This window comes from Micromonospora sp. CPCC 205561, assembly GCF_036906775.1.
Classification (GTDB): domain Bacteria; phylum Actinomycetota; class Actinomycetes; order Mycobacteriales; family Micromonosporaceae; genus Micromonospora.
The window spans coordinates 71,386-90,438 of the sequence record NZ_JBAKHV010000004.1; the positions used below are offsets into that span (position 1 = coordinate 71,386).

The 19,053-nt window shown below is 71.9% G+C and carries 14 protein-coding genes; 10 read left to right on the forward strand and 4 right to left on the reverse strand.

The features are described 5' to 3' along the window. The first annotated feature begins 6 nt into the window (after nucleotides 1-6). Nucleotides 7-3,192, forward strand: coding sequence for a penicillin acylase family protein (locus tag V6V16_RS04700; RefSeq protein ID WP_334559716.1), 3,186 nt, complete (start codon nucleotides 7-9; stop codon nucleotides 3,190-3,192). 93 nt (nucleotides 3,193-3,285) lie between these two features. On the opposite strand, the gene V6V16_RS04705 is transcribed toward V6V16_RS04700, so the two are convergent. The 3 genes from V6V16_RS04705 to V6V16_RS04715 all read right to left on the reverse strand — a co-directional run bounded on the left by V6V16_RS04705 (nucleotide 3,286) and on the right by V6V16_RS04715 (nucleotide 9,537). Continuing rightward, nucleotides 3,286-6,417: a hypothetical protein gene (locus V6V16_RS04705; RefSeq protein ID WP_334559717.1), complete on the reverse strand. Its 3,132-nt coding sequence runs from the start codon at nucleotides 6,415-6,417 to the stop codon at nucleotides 3,286-3,288. A gap of 281 nt (nucleotides 6,418-6,698) precedes the next feature. Further along, a complete protein-coding gene (locus tag V6V16_RS04710) occupies nucleotides 6,699-8,030 on the reverse strand; it encodes an SMI1/KNR4 family protein (protein WP_334559718.1) in 1,332 nt (443 codons plus the stop codon). A 79-nt stretch (nucleotides 8,031-8,109) separates the two neighbouring features. Beyond that, nucleotides 8,110-9,537: a cellulase family glycosylhydrolase gene (locus tag V6V16_RS04715; RefSeq protein ID WP_334559850.1), complete on the reverse strand. Its 1,428-nt coding sequence runs from the start codon at nucleotides 9,535-9,537 to the stop codon at nucleotides 8,110-8,112. A 535-nt stretch (nucleotides 9,538-10,072) separates the two neighbouring features. Between V6V16_RS04715 and V6V16_RS04720 the strand changes: the two genes are divergently transcribed. The 3 genes from V6V16_RS04720 to V6V16_RS04730 all read left to right on the forward strand — a co-directional run bounded on the left by V6V16_RS04720 (nucleotide 10,073) and on the right by V6V16_RS04730 (nucleotide 11,886). Continuing rightward, complete coding sequence (locus V6V16_RS04720; protein ID WP_334559720.1) at nucleotides 10,073-10,360, forward strand: serine hydrolase; 288 nt, start codon at nucleotides 10,073-10,075, stop codon at nucleotides 10,358-10,360. A 73-nt stretch (nucleotides 10,361-10,433) separates the two neighbouring features. After that, a complete protein-coding gene (locus tag V6V16_RS04725; RefSeq protein WP_334559722.1) occupies nucleotides 10,434-11,330 on the forward strand; it encodes an alpha/beta hydrolase family protein in 897 nt (298 codons plus the stop codon). Nucleotides 11,331-11,502: 172 nt separating this feature from the next. After that, the gene (locus V6V16_RS04730; RefSeq protein WP_334559724.1) at nucleotides 11,503-11,886 is read left to right on the forward strand and encodes an MmcQ/YjbR family DNA-binding protein; all 384 of its coding nucleotides are present in this window, start codon (nucleotides 11,503-11,505) and stop codon (nucleotides 11,884-11,886) included. A gap of 244 nt (nucleotides 11,887-12,130) precedes the next feature. On the opposite strand, the gene V6V16_RS04735 is transcribed toward V6V16_RS04730, so the two are convergent. Continuing rightward, a complete protein-coding gene (locus V6V16_RS04735; RefSeq protein WP_334559725.1) occupies nucleotides 12,131-12,565 on the reverse strand; it encodes a hypothetical protein in 435 nt (144 codons plus the stop codon). 497 nt (nucleotides 12,566-13,062) lie between these two features. Here V6V16_RS04735 and V6V16_RS04740 point away from each other — a divergent pair, with 497 nt between their 5' ends. The 6 genes from V6V16_RS04740 to V6V16_RS04765 all read left to right on the forward strand — a co-directional run bounded on the left by V6V16_RS04740 (nucleotide 13,063) and on the right by V6V16_RS04765 (nucleotide 19,046). Beyond that, nucleotides 13,063-14,106, forward strand: a complete 1,044-nt coding sequence (locus V6V16_RS04740; protein WP_334559727.1) for a LacI family DNA-binding transcriptional regulator — start codon at nucleotides 13,063-13,065, stop codon at nucleotides 14,104-14,106. Further along, on the forward strand, nucleotides 14,103-15,068 hold the full coding sequence (locus tag V6V16_RS04745) for a ribokinase (RefSeq protein WP_334559728.1): 966 nt from the start codon (nucleotides 14,103-14,105) through the stop codon (nucleotides 15,066-15,068). The genes V6V16_RS04740 and V6V16_RS04745 overlap by 4 nt, the downstream gene beginning before the upstream one ends. After that, nucleotides 15,058-15,447 (forward strand): D-ribose pyranase, encoded by a 390-nt coding sequence (rbsD, locus tag V6V16_RS04750; protein ID WP_334559729.1) that lies wholly within the window; start codon nucleotides 15,058-15,060, stop codon nucleotides 15,445-15,447. The genes V6V16_RS04745 and rbsD overlap by 11 nt, the downstream gene beginning before the upstream one ends. A gap of 55 nt (nucleotides 15,448-15,502) precedes the next feature. After that, entirely contained in the window at nucleotides 15,503-16,459 is a 957-nt protein-coding gene (locus V6V16_RS04755; protein WP_334559730.1) for a sugar ABC transporter substrate-binding protein, read from the forward strand. A 68-nt stretch (nucleotides 16,460-16,527) separates the two neighbouring features. Then, nucleotides 16,528-18,045 carry a sugar ABC transporter ATP-binding protein gene (locus V6V16_RS04760; RefSeq protein WP_334559731.1) on the forward strand — a complete coding sequence of 506 codons (1,518 nt, stop codon included), beginning with the start codon at nucleotides 16,528-16,530 and terminating at the stop codon, nucleotides 18,043-18,045. Further along, nucleotides 18,042-19,046, forward strand: a complete 1,005-nt coding sequence (locus V6V16_RS04765) for an ABC transporter permease (RefSeq protein ID WP_334559732.1) — start codon at nucleotides 18,042-18,044, stop codon at nucleotides 19,044-19,046. Before V6V16_RS04760 ends, V6V16_RS04765 begins: the two co-directional genes overlap by 4 nt. Nucleotides 19,047-19,053 lie beyond the last annotated feature (7 nt).

The following is a 19,053-nucleotide window of genomic DNA, read 5'->3' on the forward strand; positions in this document are numbered from 1 at the left end:
AATCCCATGCCCCGTCCCACACTCCGCGCCCGGCTCGCGGCGCTCACCGCCGCCGCCCTGACCGCGAGCGTTCTGAGCGTCACCCCGCCGTCACCGGTGCTGGCCGCCGGCACGTTCGCCGCCGACGACTACTGCCTCGGCCAGTGCGCCGACATCCTGCCCCCCGGGCAGAACGGCAACGCCACGCTGGCCGCCATCCTGGCCCACCAGGCGCTCGGCACCCGCCCCGCGCACTCCAGCGACCAACTCGACGAGTACGCGAACCTGGTCTACAACTACGCCGGGCTGACCGACGAGCAGATCGCCCACTTCTACAACGACGCCTCCTTCGGCGTCCCCGCCGGGCAGGTCGAGAGCACCGTCTCGCCCCGCGCCGACGTCACCATCGTGCGGGACAAGGCCACCGGCGTCCCGCACGTCACCGGCACCACCCGCGCCGGCACCATGTTCGGCGCCGGCTACGCCGGGGCCCAGGACCGGCTCTGGGTGATGGACCTGCTGCGGCACGTCGGCCGCGGCAACGTCACCTCGTTCGCCGGCGGAGCCCCCGGCAACCGGGAGCTGGAGCAGAGCGTCTGGGCCAACTCGCCCTACACCGAGGCGGACCTCCAGGCCCAGGTGGACGCGCTGCGCACCAAGGGCGCCCGGGGCCAGCAGCTCTACACCGACGTGGTCGACTACATCGCCGGCATCAACGCCTACATCGACAAGTCGATCGCGGACGACAACTACCCCGGCGAGTACGTGCTCGCCGGCGCCGGCAAACCGAAGCACTTCACCATGACCGACCTGATCGCCACCGCCGGCGTGATCGGCGGCCTCTTCGGCGGGGGCGGCGGCAGCGAGATCCAGTCCGCGCTGGTCCGGGTGGCCGCCAGGGCCAAGTACGGCGCCACCGAGGGCGACCGGGTGTGGGCGGCGTTCCGGTCGCAGAACGACCCGGAGACCGTGCTCACCCTGCACGACGGGCAGAGCTTCCCCTACGGCGCGACGCCGCCCGGCGCGACCAGCGCGGTGCTCCCCGACGCCGGCACGGTGGTCGCCGAGCCGCTCGCCTACGACCAGACCGGCGGGGCCGCCGCGCGCACCGGCGCCAGCACCGCAACCCAGGGGCTGATCGGCGGCCTGGCCAACCTGCGCGCACACGGCATGTCCAACGCCGTCGTGGTCTCCGGACGGCACACCACCACCGGCAACCCGGTCGCCGTGTTCGGCCCGCAGACCGGCTACTTCGCCCCGCAACTGCTGATGCTCCAGGAGTTGCAGGGGCCGGGCATCAGCGCGCGCGGCGCCGCGTTCGCCGGGCTGAACCTCTACGTGCTGCTCGGCCGCGGCCAGGACTACGCGTGGAGCGCCACCTCCGCCTCGCAGGACCTCACCGACACCTACGCGGTGCCGCTGTGCACCACCGACGGCAGCGTGCCGACGCTGCGCACCAACCGCTACCTCTACCACGGCCAGTGCCTGGCCATGGAGACGCTGGAGCAGCGCAACTCCTGGTCACCGACGCTGGCCGACTCCACCCCGGCCGGCTCCTACACGCTGCGCGCGCTGCGCACCAAGTACGGCCTGGTCGCCTACCGGGGGCTGGTGAACGGGCAGCCGACCGCGTTCACCAAGCTGCGCTCCACCTACCGGCACGAGGCCGACTCGGCGATCGGCTTCCAGGCCTACAACGACCCGTCGGCGATGGGCAGCGCGGCGGCGTTCCAGGCGTCCGCCGCGAGCGTCGGGTACGCGTTCAACTGGTTCTACGTCAACTCCACCGAGGCGGCGTACTTCAACTCCGGCTCGAACCCGCTCCGCCCGGCCACCGCCGACCCGAACCTGCCGACGAAGGCCGAACCGGCGTACGAGTGGATCGGCTGGAACCCGGACACCAACGACGCCACCTACCTCCCGCTCTCGGCCCACCCGCAGTCGGTCAACCAGGACTACTACGTGAGCTGGAACAACAAGCAGGCGCGGGACTTCGGGGCGGCGGACGGCAACTTCAGCTTCGGCTCCGTACACCGGGCTCAGTTGCTCGACGGTCCGGTGCGCGCGGCGATCGCCCAGCGCAAGCTCGGCCGCGCCGACGTCGTCAAGATCATGGCGGACGCGGCGGTGACCGACCTGCGCGGCCAGCAGGTCCTCGGCGACCTGCTGCGGGTGCTCGACAGCGCGCCGGTCAGCGACCCGGCCCTGGCCGACGCGATCGGCAGGCTGCGGGCCTGGCAGCAGGCCGGCGCCCGGCGGGTGGAGACCACGCCCGGCTCCAAGGTCTACCAGCACGCCGACGCCATCCGGATCTTCGACGCGTGGTGGCCGCTGCTCGCCTCGGCGCAGTTCCGCCCCGGACTCGGGCCGGACCTCTACGCCGCGCTGGTCGACGCCATCGAGGTCAACGAGGCGCCGTCGGGTGGCCAGAACGGCGGGCGCGACGGCGCCGCGAGCTGGGCGTCGCAGGGGCAGGCGCACAAGGGCTCGTCGTTCCAGTACGGCTGGTGGGGCTACGTCGACAAGGACGTACGCACCGTGCTCGGCGACCCGGTGGCCGGCGGCCTCGGGCGGGCGTACTGCGGCGGCGGGGACCTGGCCGCGTGCCGGACGGCGCTGCTCGGCGCGCTCGGGCAGGCGGCGGTCGTGCCGGCCACCACCGTCTACCCGGGCGACAAGTCCTGTTCCGCCGGCGACCAGTGGTGCGCCGACTCGATCGCCCATTCCGGGCTCGGCGGCATCACCCACCCGCTGATCGCCTGGCAGAACCGCCCCACCTACCAGCAGGTCGTCTCGTTCCCGGCACGCCGGGGCGACGACGTCACCAACCTGGCCCAGGGCCGCCCGGCCACCGCGTCGAGCACCCAGTTCCTGACCCGCCACACGCCGGACAAGGCGGTCGACGGCAGCCTGGGCAGCCGCTGGGCCAGCAGCTACAACGACAACCAGTGGCTGCGGGTCGACCTCGGGGCGGCCCGCACCGTCAGCCGGGCGGTGCTGCGCTGGGAATCGGCGTACGGCACGTCGTACCGGATCGAGGTGTCCGGCGACGGCAGCTCCTGGACGCCGGTGTTCGCCACGACCACCGGCAACGGCGGCGTCGACAACGTCACCTTCGCCCCGGTCACCGCCCGCTACGTGCGGGTGTACGGCCTCAAACGGGCCACCTCGTACGGGTTCTCGCTCCACGAGTTCGAGGTCTACGGTCGGTGACGCCGAAGGCCGGCCGGCGGGCCCCCGCCGGCCGGCCACCGTCCGGCAGGTCGACAGCCGTTAGTCGGCACCCTCGCCTGACCGGACAGGGCGCTACGACGTCGGGGCGCGGGTCGGGGTGGGGCGGTCAGGCGGATCGCCGGCGCGGCCGAGTGACAGGAGCAGGCCGGCGGCGGCGAGGGCGGCTCCGGCCGCGGCGGTGTACGCGGGGAGCTGGGCGGGAATGCCCAGGTGGACGGTGATGCCGAGGATGCGGGACAGGCCCCAGGGCAGCAGCGCGAGCTGGTCGTTCCACACCGTCAGTGCGCGTTCCAGGCCCACCACCGAGACCAGAGCGGACAACACGGCGAGGGGCACGCCCGCGGCGGTGAGGGTCCGCCCGACGGCGCTCCGGCGGCGCAGGCCGTACCGGTCCCGCAGGACCACGGCGGCGGCCACGAACAGCCAGCCGAACGCCGCGAACGCGACGGTGACGTACGCCGCGCGCAGACTCGGCGCGGTCCAGAAGGCGAACCAGTACCCGCCCGGTCCGCGCCCGGCGAGCGCGGCCAGCAGCAGCACGCTGCGCAGCAGCGCGACGCCGCCGACCACGGCCCACAGGTGGAACGGGTCCCGCCGGCCGACGACGAGGCGTACGACGAGGGCGAACAGCGCCCACCCGCCGAGGGTGACCAGCAGGTGCGCCGGCGCGGCGAACCAGGTCAGCACGAGCCGGCTCGCCACCAGCACCACGGCCGGGACCAGCCACACCAGCACCCGGTCCGCCCGCGCACCGGGCGTCGGCAGCGCGGCGACCCGCCACGGCCGGAGCGCGCCGAGCAGCAACCCGCGCGCGGCGGCCGCGCCGAACCCGCGTCCGCGCAGGCCGAGCAGCACCACGAGCAGGATCGACCCGAGCAACGCCCGGGCCGCCCAGGCCATCGCCGGGTCCCGGTCCGCGCGCCGCGCTCCGAGGTCGGCGGCGGTGAAGTTGTACGCGGGCAGGTCCAGGTCGGCGCCGTAGCGCTGCCGGTGCGCGTCGCGTGCCTCGTGGTACGCCGCCGCGGCCAGCCGCCAGTCGTGGCGGGCGGCCGGGGAGCCGGTGTCCAGCCACTGCGCGTGCCGCAGCACCATGGCCCGGTACGCGCCCAGCGTCTCGAACAGGTCGACCTGGTAGTCGAGCGTCCTGGTGAAGTGCCCGCGCAGTTCGGCGTCGCGCCAGGTCGCCGGGTCGGTCGCGGCTACCAGGTCGCGCATGCGCCGGGCCAGCGCGACGGCCTGCCCGCCCTCCTCGATCGCCTCGTCGACGCGGCCGCCGGTCACCGCGTAGATGCTGTCCAGCGCGGCGGAGTCGCCGGTCGGGATGTCCCACTCGAAGATCCACATCATGGGTGGCGGTTCCAGCCCGAGCGCCCGCACCGACCGGTCGGCGTACGGGCCGATGTAGAGACCCTTGGTGACCGCCTGCCGGGACAGCGCCATGGCCTGCCCGATCGCGGCGACGGTGGCGGGGTCGTCGGAGAACGTGCGGTACGCCCAGTCCGCCGTGACCTGCGCCGGGTCGACGTGCGGGTCCCAGGCCAGGCGGCCGACGGCGTACGTGTTGAGCTCGTAGAGCTGCCAGAAGCCGGCGCGCAGGTACAGCGACATGGGCCCGGCGCGCAGCGGCCCGCCGTCCTGGGTCCAGTTCCAGACGCCCTCGACGTTCGGGTTGGCGGCGAGGAACGCGCGCAACGCCTGGCGGTGCAGCGGGCCGAGGTCGTTGGGCAGCGAGCCGAACGCCTCGAACTCGCGCCGGGCCTGGAACTCCACGATGCGACGGTGCCCGCCCCCCAGCAGGGTGGTGTTCAGCGGCAGGTGGCTGTAGAAGTCGCCCAGGGTGTACTTGGTGGACACAATCAGGTGCGGGTCGTCGAGCCCGTCGAGCACCCGCGCGTACGACTCCGGGTTGGTGTGCAGGTCGCCGACGGCGCCGACACCCACTGTCCAGGTGCGGAAGACGATCTCCTTGCCGGCCGCGCCCGCGGTGTCCAGCAGTGCCCGCAGCATCGCGCGCACGGACGTCTCCGTGGTTACCGCGAGCCTCGACGAGTAGTCCCAGCCGGTCCCGGCGTACGCCTCGCCGCCCTCGCCGACGCGGACCATCAGGCCGTCGACGAACGGCATGCTCTCGAAGAGCTCGGCCAGACCGGCCTGGTAGACCGCCCACAGCCGAGGGTCGGCCGCGTCGAGGCCGCCGACGGTCCGCGTCAGGTAAGCCTCCAGTGGGGGCGACACCGCGAGCATGTCGGTCAGCAGGAAGACCCGCACGCCCATGTCCTCGGCGTACCGGAAGACGGGGCCGAACGCCGCGACCATCGCCCGCGCGCGGTCGACGTGCGGGTCGCCGGGTGGGTAGACCGCGCGCCCGTCGCCGACCCTGGTGAACGTGACGTACTCCAGGAAACCGGGCACGACGATCCCGTTGAACCCCTGCGCCACCGAGTGGTCGACGAACTGCCGGAACTGCGCGTCGATGCGGGCCACCGCGCCGGCGTCCACCCACGGCGCACCGGGCAGCACCGCCGAACCGACCACGTCGGTGTTCAGGCCGTAGTCGTCGCCGGCGGCGAAGGCGGCGGGGTCGGGCTCGCGCCCCACCGAGCCCGCGTCGGTCAGCCGCAGGCCGAGCCGGGGGACGACCACCCGACCCGCGTCCGCCGCGGGGAGCACCTCGGCACCGGAGCGGATCCGGTCGGCCAGCCGGTACATTCCCGCGGCCACGCCCGCGACGTCGCCGCCCTGGACGGCCAGCTCGGCGCCGTACACGTCGAGCCGGTACGACTCGGGCGCCCCGCCGAGGGTGGCCAGCACGCCCGCCCGCAGCGTGGTCACCGCCGACAGGTCCGGTGCCGCGCCGCGCGCCGCGCCGGTGCCCGGCGCGGCCGTCGCGGACCTGGCCGGGCGCGGCGCGGCCGGGGCGAGCACCGGCCGGGGCAGGCCGCGGGAGACGACCGCGTCGGCGACGGCGGCTGCGGCCTTCCTGACGCGCGGCTCGTCGGGCACGACGAGGGACGCCAACGGCGGGACCGGTGCGGGCGTCCGCGCCGGCGCGGCGACGGCGTCCTCGCGCGGCACGGCGGCGGGGGCGTGGCTCAGCCCCAGCGTGTGGCCGAACCCCCAGGCCGTGGCCGCGCCGAGCGCCAACAGGACCGCTGCGGCGACGAGCAGGGGGTACGGCCTGCGGGCCAGAGCGACAGGAGTCACGCTCGCATGGTAGTGGCCCGCCGGTCCCGCCCTCGACGTGCGGAAACGCTCCTCAGCAGCCAGCAGCCAGCAGCCAGCGGGCTGCGGGGCAGCGCGATCGACATGGGGCGAGTCGTCCGGCAGACGGGCAACGGCCACGTGGCGGACTTATCCGCGCTCACCGGCACGCTGAGCACAGGGCCGGCATGAACAGCGACGTGACCGGGGTGCTCACCGGACTGCCGCTGCCGCCTTCGTCGGTCTCGCCGTCCGGCTGGTGTCCGCCTGCGCCGGCCCGGCGATCAGAGCCGCACCGGAACGTCGATCACCTGGATCGGCTCCTGTCTCCAGGCCGCCAGCAGACCGTTGACCACGTCGACCGTGTCCGTCCAGCCGGCCCGGCCACTCAGGCCGGCGGCCAGCAGGGTCGACGGGACCTGCCCGGCGCGCAGCAGCTGCTGCCATCCCGCGACGTCGAGCTGCAGGTATTCCAGTGCGGGCAGTTCGGTGGTGGCGCGAAGATTGGCGACGACGGCGGATTCGGTGACCAGGGTGCGCAGCCGGTGGCCGGCCAGCGCGGACAGGTCGAAGGGCACGGCTCCGGCTCTGACGTACAGCACCTCGGTCGTCGGCTGGACATCGGCGAGCGTCTTGCCGCCGCGCGATCCGACCCGCACCAGCAGCCCGCCTTCCGGACCCAGCTTCGCCAGGGTGGCGGGCCGCTCGGTGAGCAGCTCGGTCAGCGAGGGGGCCAGCCAGCGGGCGCCGGCCGACATCTCGTGGTCCACGAACAGCACCTGGCCGAACGTCCCCTGCGGCCCGGGGGCGAGGTCGACCACGTACAGGTTGCCGCCGCCGTCCTCTCCGACCACGAACCACGCCGGCGAGGCCGCCAACTGCTGCATCCGGCCATCCGGATCGGGCGCGACGACCTCGGTCGCGCCGTACCTCCAGGACAGGTACCGGGCCTGCGGTTCCAGACAGGCGCGGGTGGCGGCGTCGGCCAGCGGCACGATCCGCAAGCCGTAGAAGCGCCCCCGGTCGGCGGGCCGCAGGACCAGGGCGCCCTCGGCCGCGGCGAGGTAGAGCGCCCGGACGTCATCGGGCAGCGCGACGCCGAGGGCCGCCTCCGCTGCTGCCAGCTCCGACGGGTCGGCCGGCCGCGCGTCCGGCAGCAGCTGTCGGACCAGCGCGGTGACCGTGGCCGCGTCGGCGCCGGCGGAGCAGGCCACGTCGTGGCGGACCGGCACGCGGCGGTACGGCTCCGGATGCGCTCCGGCGACCAGGTGCACGTCCTCCAGCAGGTCGCTGCCCATCCCGAACGACACCCGCGGCGCGCTGGGGACGATGCTCACCGCCGCCGCCCCGGAGCGCGTCGTGACGCCGCGCACCGCGACGGCCTGCCCGCCGGTCAGCTCGACCAGTGATCCGAGCATGTCCGTCGGCCGCTCACCCCGCTCCAGGCCCAGCCCGGGGAGGCGGTGGTCGCCGTCGTAGGCGATCGAGCCGCCGAACGCGCCCGGCGCCACGGTGCCACGGAACTCGGCCTCCCCCACCTCGGGGGGCATGCTGTTGCGCAGCGCGGTCACGAACGGACGCCAGGCATCGGCCCGAGACAACGAAGCGTCGATCATCGCCTGATCGTAGGTTGCGGGTCGGACAACCCGGCAGGCGTCGGCAGGTCCAGCTGGCCAACCGCACTGAACAGCACACCTAGAAGATGTCGGGGGTGCGGATACGGTCGCGGATCCAGGCACCGGCCGGCTTGAGGCGGCTGGTGCCGCCGAACTGGCCGCTGCCGCAGGTACCGGTGGTGAAGACCGCGCCGGAGCGGAAGTCGTCGGAGAAGTTCCAGTTGGTCCAGCTGATCTTCTTGCTGGCCATCAGGTCGAGGTAGCGCTGGGCCATGGCGAAGTCGTTCGGGCCGTCACCGGAGTAGTCCTGGGTGCCGAACTCGGTGACGAACAGCGGCAGCCGGTCGGCGGCCCGGGCGAACGTGTCGTAGTACGCGTCGCCGTGCGAGGCGGCGTAGAAGTGGAACACGTACATCAGGTTGCCGCCGGCAACCGGGTTCGCCGCGATCGTGTCCACCCCGCCGCCGCTGCCGGAGACGCCGAGGGAGGACCAGTCGGGGGTGCCGACCAGCACCACGGCCTCCGGGTCTCGGCTGCGGATGACCGGAATGACCTGGTCGGCGTAGCTCTTGATGGCGCTCCACGGCACGCCGTTGGGCTCGTTGGCGATCTCGTAGAGCACGTTGACCTTGTCCTTGTGCCGGTCGGCGATCTCGGCGAAGAACGTGCGCGCCCGGGTCAGATTGTGGTTCGGGTCGCCGGGGCTGAGCATGTGCCAGTCGACGATGGCGTACATCCCCCGGGCGGTGGCCAGCTCGATGTAGCGGTGCACCAGGTCGGTGAAGCGGCGCGGGTCGGTCTCGTACCCGCCCTCCTGGATGTACATCGAGATGCGCAGCACGTCGGCGTTCCACTCCCCGGCGAGCACGTCCAGGGACGCCGGGGTGGCGCAGTTCGCGTACCACTGGATGCCGTGCGTGCTCATGCCGCGCAACTGGATCGCCCGGCCGGCGCGGTTGCAGAGCTGGCGACCGCAGACCCGGAGCTGGCCGTTGGCCGCGACCGGCGAGTCGGCGGTCGGCGGCGGGGTCGTGGGCGGCGGGGTCGTCGGTGGCGCGGTCGTCGGCGGGGGAGTGGTCGGCGGCGCGGTGGTCGGCGGCGCGGTGGTGGGCGGCGTCGTGCCGCCGCCGCAGGGCTGGCCGTTGAGCGTGCAGCTGGTCGGGGTGCCGGTGCCGGTGCCGGTGGCGACGAAGCCGAAGGTCACGGACGCGCCCGGGGCGACCGTGCCGTTCCAGGATTGGTTGGTGAAGGTGTGGTGCTGGCCGCTGCTGGTCAGCAGCGCGTCCCAGTGCGATCCGACGGTGGTGCCGGCGGGCAGGTCGAACTCCAGCCGCCAAGAGGTGATCGTGCTGCTGCCGGAGTTCGTGATCCGGTAGCTGCCCTCCCAGCCGGAGCCCCAGTCGTTCACCTTGGTGAAGCTCGCGGTCGGTGCCGCTGCCGCGCCGGCGGTGCCGGTCAGGGTCAGTGGTGCCAGCGCCACCGCCGCCAGCAGGCCGGCGGCCAGTATCGTTCTGCCGCGAAGTCGCACGGGGACACCTCCGGTGATCGGGGAGGGAACCTGGTGCCATCGAACTATAAGGATAGTTAAGTATTGATGCAATGAGACCGAACCCCACTGGGCCGGCGGTCCGGGTCACGCGGCCTGACGGGGGCGATCTCAGGATGCGCAGAAGGCGTTGCGGGCGCGGTGTCGGCCCGAGCTGTGGGAGGTCTCCGCGCTGGCATCGTTCGGGCCATCGTCGGTGAAGGCGAGCTGAACATGGGCACTGATATCGCTGGTGGGGTAGAAGTCCGCCCGCACGGTCGTGGTTCGCCGGCCAGGACCTCTACCTTGGCAGCCTCTTTCGCCGCGAAGCGGTGCGGGCCATTCCATTGCTGATCGGCGGCTCCACCGTCGCGCGCCTTGCGGCAGGAAGGGCGGGACGCAGCCGGCGGTAGCCACTCTTTCAGAGAGACCGTCGCACTCCCGGGGCGGTTGCGGCCAGGCGGGGCCCGGCTGCTGAACTCATGAGTCTGTTCTGGCCACGGCATACTCGGGAGTCATGGGATTCGAGGAGGAGGGGCAGGATCTGGTTCCGGGTACCGGCCGCATTTCCGGCATCGGGGTCGCGGTCGGCGGGCTCGACGGTGACGTCTGGACTGCCGGTCACGACCTGCTGTTCCCGGCGTGCTCGATCAGCAAGCACGTCGTCGCGTTCGGCACGCTGCGGCTGGTCGCCGACGCGACCCTGGACCTCGACACCGACGTCAACGCCTACCTGTCCGCCTGGCAGCTGCCGGGAACCGGCACGGTAACCGTACGTCAGCTCTTGGCCACACCGCGGGCCTGACCGAGAACTGGTTCCCCGGGTACGCCACGGGCGAGCCCGTGCCATCACTGCAGCAGATGTTTAACTGGGGCGCGTGGAGCTGTCCATCGACGCCGGTGACGCGTTGTTGTCCGCCACGCTGGACGTGCCGCCCGTCGGCTGGGCGCGTGGTGCGGTGGTCGTCCTGCACGGCTCCGCAGCGCCGCAGCGCTCGTACTTCCTGTACGAGCATCTGGCGCGCGAGCTTCCGCAAGTCGGCGTGGCGGTGCTGCGCTTCGACCGTCGCCCGTATGAGCACGGCGACGTGCCGTTCGCCGTCCAGGCCGACGACGCGGTGGCGGCCATCGCCGAGTTGCGCCGTCGGGTGGGCGACATCCCGGTGGGTCTGTGGGGCTGGAGCCAGGGCACCTGGCCCGCGTCCGCGATCGCGGCCCGCCGGCCCGAGCTGGTCGCCTTCCTGGTGCTGGTCGCTACCAGCGGCGTGAGCCCAGCGGTCCAGATGCGGTACGGAACGGCGCAGCAGCTGCTCCGGCGCGGCTACGGCGACGCCGACCTTGCCGAGTTGGCCCGGCTACGCGAGGCGCTCGAAGGCGCCGTCCGCGGTCGCATCGATCTCGTGACCGCCCAGGCAGTCGTCGACCGGTACGCCGGCAGGCCGTGGTTCCCGCTCGCGTACGTCCCGCGTGATCTGCTCGGACACCGCGGTACGTGGAAGGACATGGACTACGATCCGCAGCCGGTTATCGCGCAGGTGAACTGCCCGACCTTGCTGTTCTACGGCGAGTCCGACGAGTGGACCCCGGCCGAGGAGAGCATCGCCGTGTGGCGACGCGTCGCCGGTACGGACGACTTGACCATCCACCGCCTTGCCGGCTGCACTCACCTGCCCACCAGCAGCGGCGCCGGAAATCTCGAATCGGTCAGCCGCGACTACACCAGCAAGCTGCTTGCCTGGATAGGCGAGCGCATCACCTTCGGAGCTCCTGATTAGCATCGACGAACGAACGAAGGTCATCGACCAGAACGATCGTTCGGCGGGCATCCACGTGATGATGATGTCCGGCGCCGTCACGATCCGCCATCCGGATCTGCCGCGAGGCGCGCGATGCAGGGCACCGTGGCCGCCCAGGATGTGCTTACCTTCTGCTATGCCGCATCCCATCATGTTTGACGAGGCAGACCCGCTCCTGGGCCGGCTACGGACGCTGGCCCTGGCCTTCCCCGACGCGGCCGAGAAGGTCTCCCACGGGCGTCCCGCCTTCTACACCACCAAGGTCTTCGCCTACTACGGGGGATCGGTGAAGGTCGACGGCGTCTATCAACAGCACGAACAGTCGGTGATCGTGCTGGTTGACCCCGCAGAGCGCGCGGCGCTGCTGGCGGAAGACCGTTGCTTCGTACCGGCCTACCTGGGTGCCTATGGATGGGTCGGGGTGGACCTGACCGATGACATCGGCTGGGATGAGGTCGGCGAGCTACTCGAGGCCAGCTACCGACGTACGGCCGGGGCGCGCAGGATCGCGCTGCTCGACTCCCGACGGCCCTGAGCACTCCGCAGTTGCCCGGCAGCTCAGTCGAAGACGCCGACGACAGCGTCGACCCTCGCCAGGCTCCGCACAGTGGGACCCGGATCTGTCACCCTGATCGCCCCTGGTCCGGTGCCCGCACGTGCCGCCGAGCGTGCGGGCCGACAGGCAGCCTGACGTCACGCACCATAGTGTCGTTCGTGGCTTGGCGTACGAACTGCCGATGTCAGTGCGTTCGACGTCTCCGAGGCCTGGACACGCCGGTTCAGACGTACAACACGTTCACGCCGTTGGCGGCGCCGCGCACCCGCTCGGCGAACCCGGCATAGAAGAAGGGGATGTTGTCAGCCTCGTCCCCCAACAGCCGGCCCTTGGTCTTGTCCCAGGTCAGCATCGCCACCCGAAAGCCGGGCTCGCCGACCACCAGCACGGGCGCGTCCCGGTCCGGGTACCACTGGTAACGGCCGCCCCATTTCCGGCGCGCGACCTCAAGTATGTAGCAGCCGAACTGGCGGGCAACGTCATCCACCTGCTTCTCGGACATGCCATCGACGAAATCCGACGCCTCGTGGAGGAGTGCCTCGACCGCGGCCAAGCTCTCCTCGGAGTAGTCGAGTCTCCCGTCGGCCCCGGCCTGGTGGGCCTCGACTACGGCGGCCGCAACCCTCTGTACCTCTGCAGTGAGATCGTCATCCATCACGCGAGCGAGTATGCCTGGGGCTGTAGATCTCACCGCTTATCTGGCGCGGTACTGGTGTCGGCGTCGCCCTCGTGACCATCGAGCCGGGTCCGTCCCGGCCGTGGACGCGGCCGGAACGAGCCGTCGCCACCGTCGTGCCCGTCCGCATCGCGCAGCTCAGGGCCGGGCTCCGGGACGCGCTGCGGGGGAGACGGCCCGGTCGAGCTGCGTCGTATCGAGCTCTTCCTGACGCTGGCCGAAGAACTCCACTTCGGGCGTACGGCGTTCGACCAACCCTGGGGACGTGTCGTGCCAGCCGCGACCGCCTCGGCACATCCGGATCGCCCGTGGTGCCGGCGGAAGAGGTCGGGTCGTCGGGAACGGTGGTGCGCCCGCTCGGACCGTAAGACCCGCCGACGTTACCCGGTTGTAACGAACGCAACCGTTGCGCAACTCCTCCGCGGCTCTGAATACTTCCCCATCAACACGAGTTGATATATCGATTCGACGGGACAACCATGGCCAATCGCACTGATGTCGCGCGCCTCGCCGGCACGTCGCCCAGCGTGGTGAGCTACGTGCTGAACGACGGACCCCGCGGCGTCGCCCCGGCCACCCGGGAACGGGTGCTCGCGGCCATCGCCGAACTCGGGTACCGCCCGAACGCGGTGGCCCGGTCGCTGCGGATGAGCCGCACGATGACGTTCGGGCTGGTGATCCCAGACAACTCCAACCCGTTCTTCGCCGAGCTCGCCCGATGCATCGAAGATGTCGGGTTCGAGTACGGGTACACGATGCTGCTGGGCAACGCGATGGACGACGACGAACGCGAGGCCACCTACGTCCGCGCTCTCCTCGACAGGCAGGTCGACGGGCTGATCCTGGTACCGGCGCACGGGGCGCGGACCTGGATCGCCGAGCTGTCCCAGACCCCGGTCCCCCGGCTGGTCCTCGACCGGCAGATTGCCATCCCGCACGCCACCCAGGTGCTGGTCGACAACGAGGCGGGCGCGTACGAGGCCACCGCCCACCTCCTGTCGCACGGGCACCGCCGCATCGGTTGCCTGGCCGGCCCCGCGGACCTGTACCCGACGGTCGACCGGGTCGCAGGCTGGCGGCGGGCGCTGTCTGAGGCGCGGCTGGACCCGGAGGCCTCACCACTGGTGCACGTGCCGTTCGGGCGGGCGCACGGGTACCGGGCCGGGCGGCAACTGCTCGGCAGCGCGCAGCCGCCGGACGCGCTCTTCGTCGCCAGCGACGAACAGGCCGTCGGGGTGTTGCGGGCAGCCGCGGAGCTGGATGTCCGCGTGCCGGCCGACCTGGCACTGTGCTCGTTCGACGGGATCGAGGCGAGCGCGTACACGGTGCCGGCGCTGACCACGATGCGGCAACCGTTCAAGGAGCTCGGGCGGGCTGCGGTGGAGTGGTTGGTCAGTCGGGTCGAGACACCGACGACGCCGGCCGCGCGGATCGTTCTGGCCGCACGTCTGGTGGCCCGGGGCTCGTGCGGTTGCGTCGACCCGGCCGGCGGCGACCACGCCATCGACGTGGACCGGCCATGAGCGCGGGGCGGGCCACCCGGGTGGTCGTGGTGGGCAGCCTCAACATGGACCTGTGCGTGCGGGTGCCCCGGCTGCCAGAGCCCGGCGAGACCGTCGCCGGGCGGTCGCTGGAGCGTTCACCGGGCGGCAAGGGCGCCAACCAGGCGGTCGCGGCAAGCCGACTGGGCGCCAGCGCGTCGCTCGTCGGGTCGGTCGGGACCGATTCGTTCGGCACCGAGCTGACCCGGCGGTTGATCGCCGAGGGGGTGGACGTGGCGGCGGTGACCTACTCCTCCACGGCGCCCACCGGAGTGGCGATGATCATCGTAGAGGCCAGCGGCGAGAACATGATCACGCTCGCTCCGGGCGCCAACGAAGAGCTGCGTCCGGCTGACCTGGCCGGGCTCGGGCCGATACTGGCCGACGCCGACGCGCTGCTGCTCCAGTTGGAGATCCCGTTGGCGACCGTCCGCGCCGCCGCCCGCACCGCCCGCAGCCACGGCGTCCCGGTGATCCTCAACGCCGCGCCGCTGCCGCCGGTCAACGCCGAGCTGCTGGACCTGTTGCCCCTCACCGACTTGCTGGTCGTCAACGAGACCGAAGCCGCTGGGCTGACCGGGCTCGACCGGGCAGATCCGGCGGCGACCGCCATGGCGCTGCGCCGGCTGGGCCCGCCGGAGGTGGTCCTGACACTCGGCGCACAGGGCGCCGTCGCCGCGGACGCCGCCGGCGTACACCGGGTGCCCCCGTTCACCGTGGAGGCCGTGGACGCGGTCGGTGCCGGCGACGCGTTCTGCGCCGAACTGATCCTCGCCCGCGCCGGTTGCGACACCGCCGACGCGCTGGCCGCCGCCACCGGTCGCGCCTGCGCCGCGGGTGCCCTGGCCACCACCCGGCCCGGGGCGCAGACCGCAGCCCCCTGGCGCGCCGAGGTGGACCGGCTCGTCGCCGAGCAGCGGGGGGTGGGCAGCCATGCGCGCTGACGGGCTGTGGCACCCGCGGCTGACCGCGCTGATCACCGCCGCCGGGCACGGGGACCGGATCGTCGTCGCCGACGCCGGGCTGCCTGTTCCGGTCGGGGTGGAGACCATCGACCTGCTGTGGAGACGCGGCGAGCCGGGCTTCCTACCGGTACTCACCGCGGTACTGGCGGAATGCGTGGTGGAGACGGCCGTGGCCGCCACCGGGCTGACCGACCCGACGATCCGGCAGGGGCTCACCGACGCCCTCGGGCCCGTGCCGCTGGAGCTGGTCCCGCACGCCGAGTTGAAACGACGCACCGCCGATGCCCTGGTCATCGTCCGCACCGGCGAGGCGACCCCGTACGCCAACGTGATCCTGCACTGCGGCGTCCCCTTCTGATCCGACCGTTCCCCCACCCCACCTCCACCCCGGAAGACGTAGGAAAGGACCCCCGGTGAAATCGAGAATCGCACTGACGGCGCTCGCCCTGGTGATGACCGTGCCGATGGCCGCGTGCGGCCAGGAAGGTGACAACACCGCGGCGGCACCCCCGAAGGCCGGCAAACCGACCGTGTGTCTGGTGATGAAGTCGCTCGCGAACGAGTACTTCCAGCAGATGCAGCAGGGGGCCAAGGCCCACGAGACCACGCGCGGCGACTTCACCCTCAGCGCCAGCGGCATCCAGAACGAGACCGACGTCGACGGTCAGGTCTCGCTGGTGGACACCTGCATCACCAAGCAGGTCCAGGCGATCGTCATCGCGCCGGCCGACTCGAAGGCCCTCGTCGCGTCCGTCGCCAAGGCGATGAAGGCCGGGGTGAAGGTGGTCAACATCGACGTGAAGCTCGACGACGCCGCGCTGAAGGCCGCCGGGGTCGAGGTGCCGTTCGTCGGGCCGGACAACCGCGACGGCGCCAAGCAGTCCGGAGCCGTCCTGGCCACGCTGCTCGGCAAGGGCGGCAAGGTGGTCATCCTGGAGGGCAACCCGGGCGCGGACAACGCCGCCCAGCGCAAGGCCGGGTTCACCGACGCGATCGCCGAGGGCGGGCTGACCCTGGTGGACTCCAAGACCGCGCACTGGGAGACCGACGAGGCCAACGCCGTGTTCGGCAACATGCTCACCGCGCACCCGGAGATCCAGGGCGTCCTGGCGTCCAACGACTCGATGGCGCTCGGTGCGCTGAAGGTCATCGAGGAGCGCAAGGCCGACGTGAAGGTCGCCTCGTTCGACAACATCCCCGCCGTGAAGCCGTACCTGGCCAGCGGGGTGATGGTCGCCACCCTGGACCAGTTCGGCTCACGTCAGGCCGCGTTCGGCATCGACCACGCGATGAAGATGATTGGCGGCGAGCAGCTGACCGGCTGGCAGAAGACCGAGGTCAAGCTCATCACCAAAGAGAACGTCGGCTGAGGATCCCCGACCACCGGTGGGGTCGACGACCGGCCCCACCGGACGGCTAGCGAGGTGAGGTGATCGTCGTGCCCCTGTTGAGCGCCACCGGACTGACCGTGCACTACCCCGGCGTGACGGCGCTGGACGGCGTCGACCTCGACGTCCGCGCCGGCGAGGTACACGTTCTCGTCGGCGAGAACGGCGCCGGGAAGTCGACCCTCGTCCGCTGCCTGGCCGGCATCGACCGCCCGGGCGCTGGCACCATGCTTCTCGACGGGGCACCGTACGCCCCGGCCGGGCCCGCGGAGGCGCTGCGCGCCGGCATCCAGGTGGTGCACCAGGAGCTCTCCATGCTGCCCCACCTGTCGGTGGCGGAGAACCTGTTCCTGCAGCGCTTGCCGCGCCGGTTCGGGCTGGTCGACCGCACCAGCCTGGAGCGGCGTTCGCGGGAACTGCTGGATCGGGTCGGGCTGGACATCTCCCCCCGGGTACGGGTGGGGCGGCTGGGCATCGCGCAGATGCAGCTGGTGGAGATCGCCCGATCGTTGTCGGCGGATTGCCGGCTCCTGGTGATGGACGAGCCGACGGCGACGCTGACCCCGCGCGAGGTGTCCCGACTCTTCGACATCCTGCGTCAGCTCACCGCGCAGGGCGTGGCGGTGGTCTACATCTCGCACCACCTGGAGGAGATATTCGATATCGGCGACCGAGTCACCGTGCTGCGCAACGGTCGGCACGTCGCCACCCAGGAACTGGCCGGACTGACCCCGGCCGACCTGGTGCGGTTGATGGTGGGCCGGGATCTGGCGCACGAGTACCCGCCGGTGCTGCCCCGGAACGTCGGCGAGGAGCTGCTACGGGTCGACGAACTGCGGGTGACCCCGACCGCTCCGGCGATCTCCCTGTCGGTACGGGCCGGCGAGGTGGTGGGCGTGGCCGGTCTGGTTGGCTCCGGGCGTACCGAGGCGATGCGCGCCATCTTCGGTGCCGACCGCCCGGCCGCCGGCCGGATCACCATGCGCGGCGTACCGGTACGTCCGGGCTCACCCGGCTCGGCGATCCGCCGGGGGATCAGCTTCCTCACCGAGGACCGCAAGAGCCAGGGTCTCGTACTCGACCTACCGATCGCCGCCAACGTCAGCCTGGCCAGCATCGGCAAGGTCAGCCGGGCGGGCCTGCTGCGACGCTCGGCGGAGGCCGCCTCGGCCTCCGACCTGTCCCGTCGGCTGAGGGTCAAGGCCACCGGGGTACGGCAGCATCCCCGCGCGCTCTCCGGCGGCAACCAGCAGAAGGTGGTGCTCGGTCGCTGGCTGGCGGCCGACAGCGACCTGCTCATCGTCGACGAGCCGACCCGTGGCATCGACGTCGGTGCCCGCTACGAGATCCACCAGCTGCTGCTCGACCTGGCTGCCGCCGGCAAGGGCCTGCTGGTGGTCTCCTCCGATCTGCCGGAACTGCTCGGCATCTGCGACCGGCTGCTGGTCTTCTCCCGGGGCCGGATCGCGGGCGAGGTGGCGCGCGCCGACTTCGACGCCGAGCGGGTCCTAAACCTCGCCTACTCCGCCTATCGCAAGGAAACCAATGTGGATGGTGATTCCCGATGACCGCGCTCAGCCTTCCGGCAGCCCGACCGCGTACCAGCCGCGTCGCCAGCCATGTCCTGGGTGAGGCCGGTATCGGCGTGGCGCTGGTCGTGCTCGCCGCCTTCTTCCTGACCTTCGCCCCGTACTTCGGTACCGCACAGAACGTGCGGGACATCATGACCCAGATCACGCTGAACACCATCCTCGCCGTCGGAATGACGTTCGTGATCCTGGTCGGCGGCATCGACCTCTCCGTCGGTTCCGGGATCGCGCTGTGTGCGGTGGTCGCCGGCACCGCGCTCACCTCCGGGGCGACCGGCGGCACCGGTCTGCTGCTCGCCATCGGGCTGAGCATCCTGATCGGGGCGGCGGTCGGGTTGATCAACGGCTTCGTCACCGAGTTCTGGCGTGTGCCGTCGTTCATCGTCACCCTCGGCATGCTGTACGTGGCGCGCGGCGCGGCGCAGGAGTTCACCGGGGCGGCCACCATTTACAACCTGCCGCCGGCCCTGACCCGGTTCGGTACCGCCACCGTCGCCGGGCTGCCCGCGGTGTTCGTGGTCGCGCTGGCCATGGTGGCGGCGGCCTGGTTCGTGCTGTCCCGCACCGTGTTCGGCCGGATGGTCTACGCCACCGGCAACAACGAGGAGGCGGTGCGCCTGTCCGGGCACCGGACCGCCGCCATCAAGGTCGCCTGCTTCACCATCGGAGGCGCCACCGTCGGCATCGCCGCGATCATCTACATGGCCCGGCTCGGTGTGGCCAGCCCGATCCTCGGGCAGGGGTACGAGCTGAACGCCATCGCCGCCGTCGTCATCGGTGGCGCCAGCCTCACCGGCGGTCGTGGCTCGGTGATCGGGACCCTGCTCGGTGCCTGCCTGCTCGGCGTCCTCAGCAACGGACTGCTGCTGATGGGCGTCTCCGACTTCCAGCGCACGATGATCACAGGTGGCGTGATCATCGTCGCGGTCATCCTCGATGCGTACCGCCGCCGCCTGTCCCTACGGCTCGCCACCAGCTGAGCCACCT

Bases quoted from the DNA above. Each gene is read 5' to 3' on its own strand.
- V6V16_RS04700 (WP_334559716.1), top strand. From the start codon at position 7: ATGCCCCGTCCCACACTCCGCGCCCGGCTCGCGGCGCTCACCGCCGCC.
- V6V16_RS04710 (WP_334559718.1), bottom strand. From the start codon at position 8,030: ATGATCGACGCTTCGTTGTCTCGGGCCGATGCCTGGCGTCCGTTCGTG.
- V6V16_RS04720 (WP_334559720.1), top strand. From the start codon at position 10,073: ATGGGATTCGAGGAGGAGGGGCAGGATCTGGTTCCGGGTACCGGCCGC.
- V6V16_RS04730 (WP_334559724.1), top strand. From the start codon at position 11,503: ATGTTTGACGAGGCAGACCCGCTCCTGGGCCGGCTACGGACGCTGGCC.
- V6V16_RS04740 (WP_334559727.1), top strand. From the start codon at position 13,063: ATGGCCAATCGCACTGATGTCGCGCGCCTCGCCGGCACGTCGCCCAGC.
- V6V16_RS04745 (WP_334559728.1), top strand. From the start codon at position 14,103: ATGAGCGCGGGGCGGGCCACCCGGGTGGTCGTGGTGGGCAGCCTCAAC.
- rbsD (WP_334559729.1), top strand. From the start codon at position 15,058: ATGCGCGCTGACGGGCTGTGGCACCCGCGGCTGACCGCGCTGATCACC.
- V6V16_RS04765 (WP_334559732.1), top strand. From the start codon at position 18,042: ATGACCGCGCTCAGCCTTCCGGCAGCCCGACCGCGTACCAGCCGCGTC.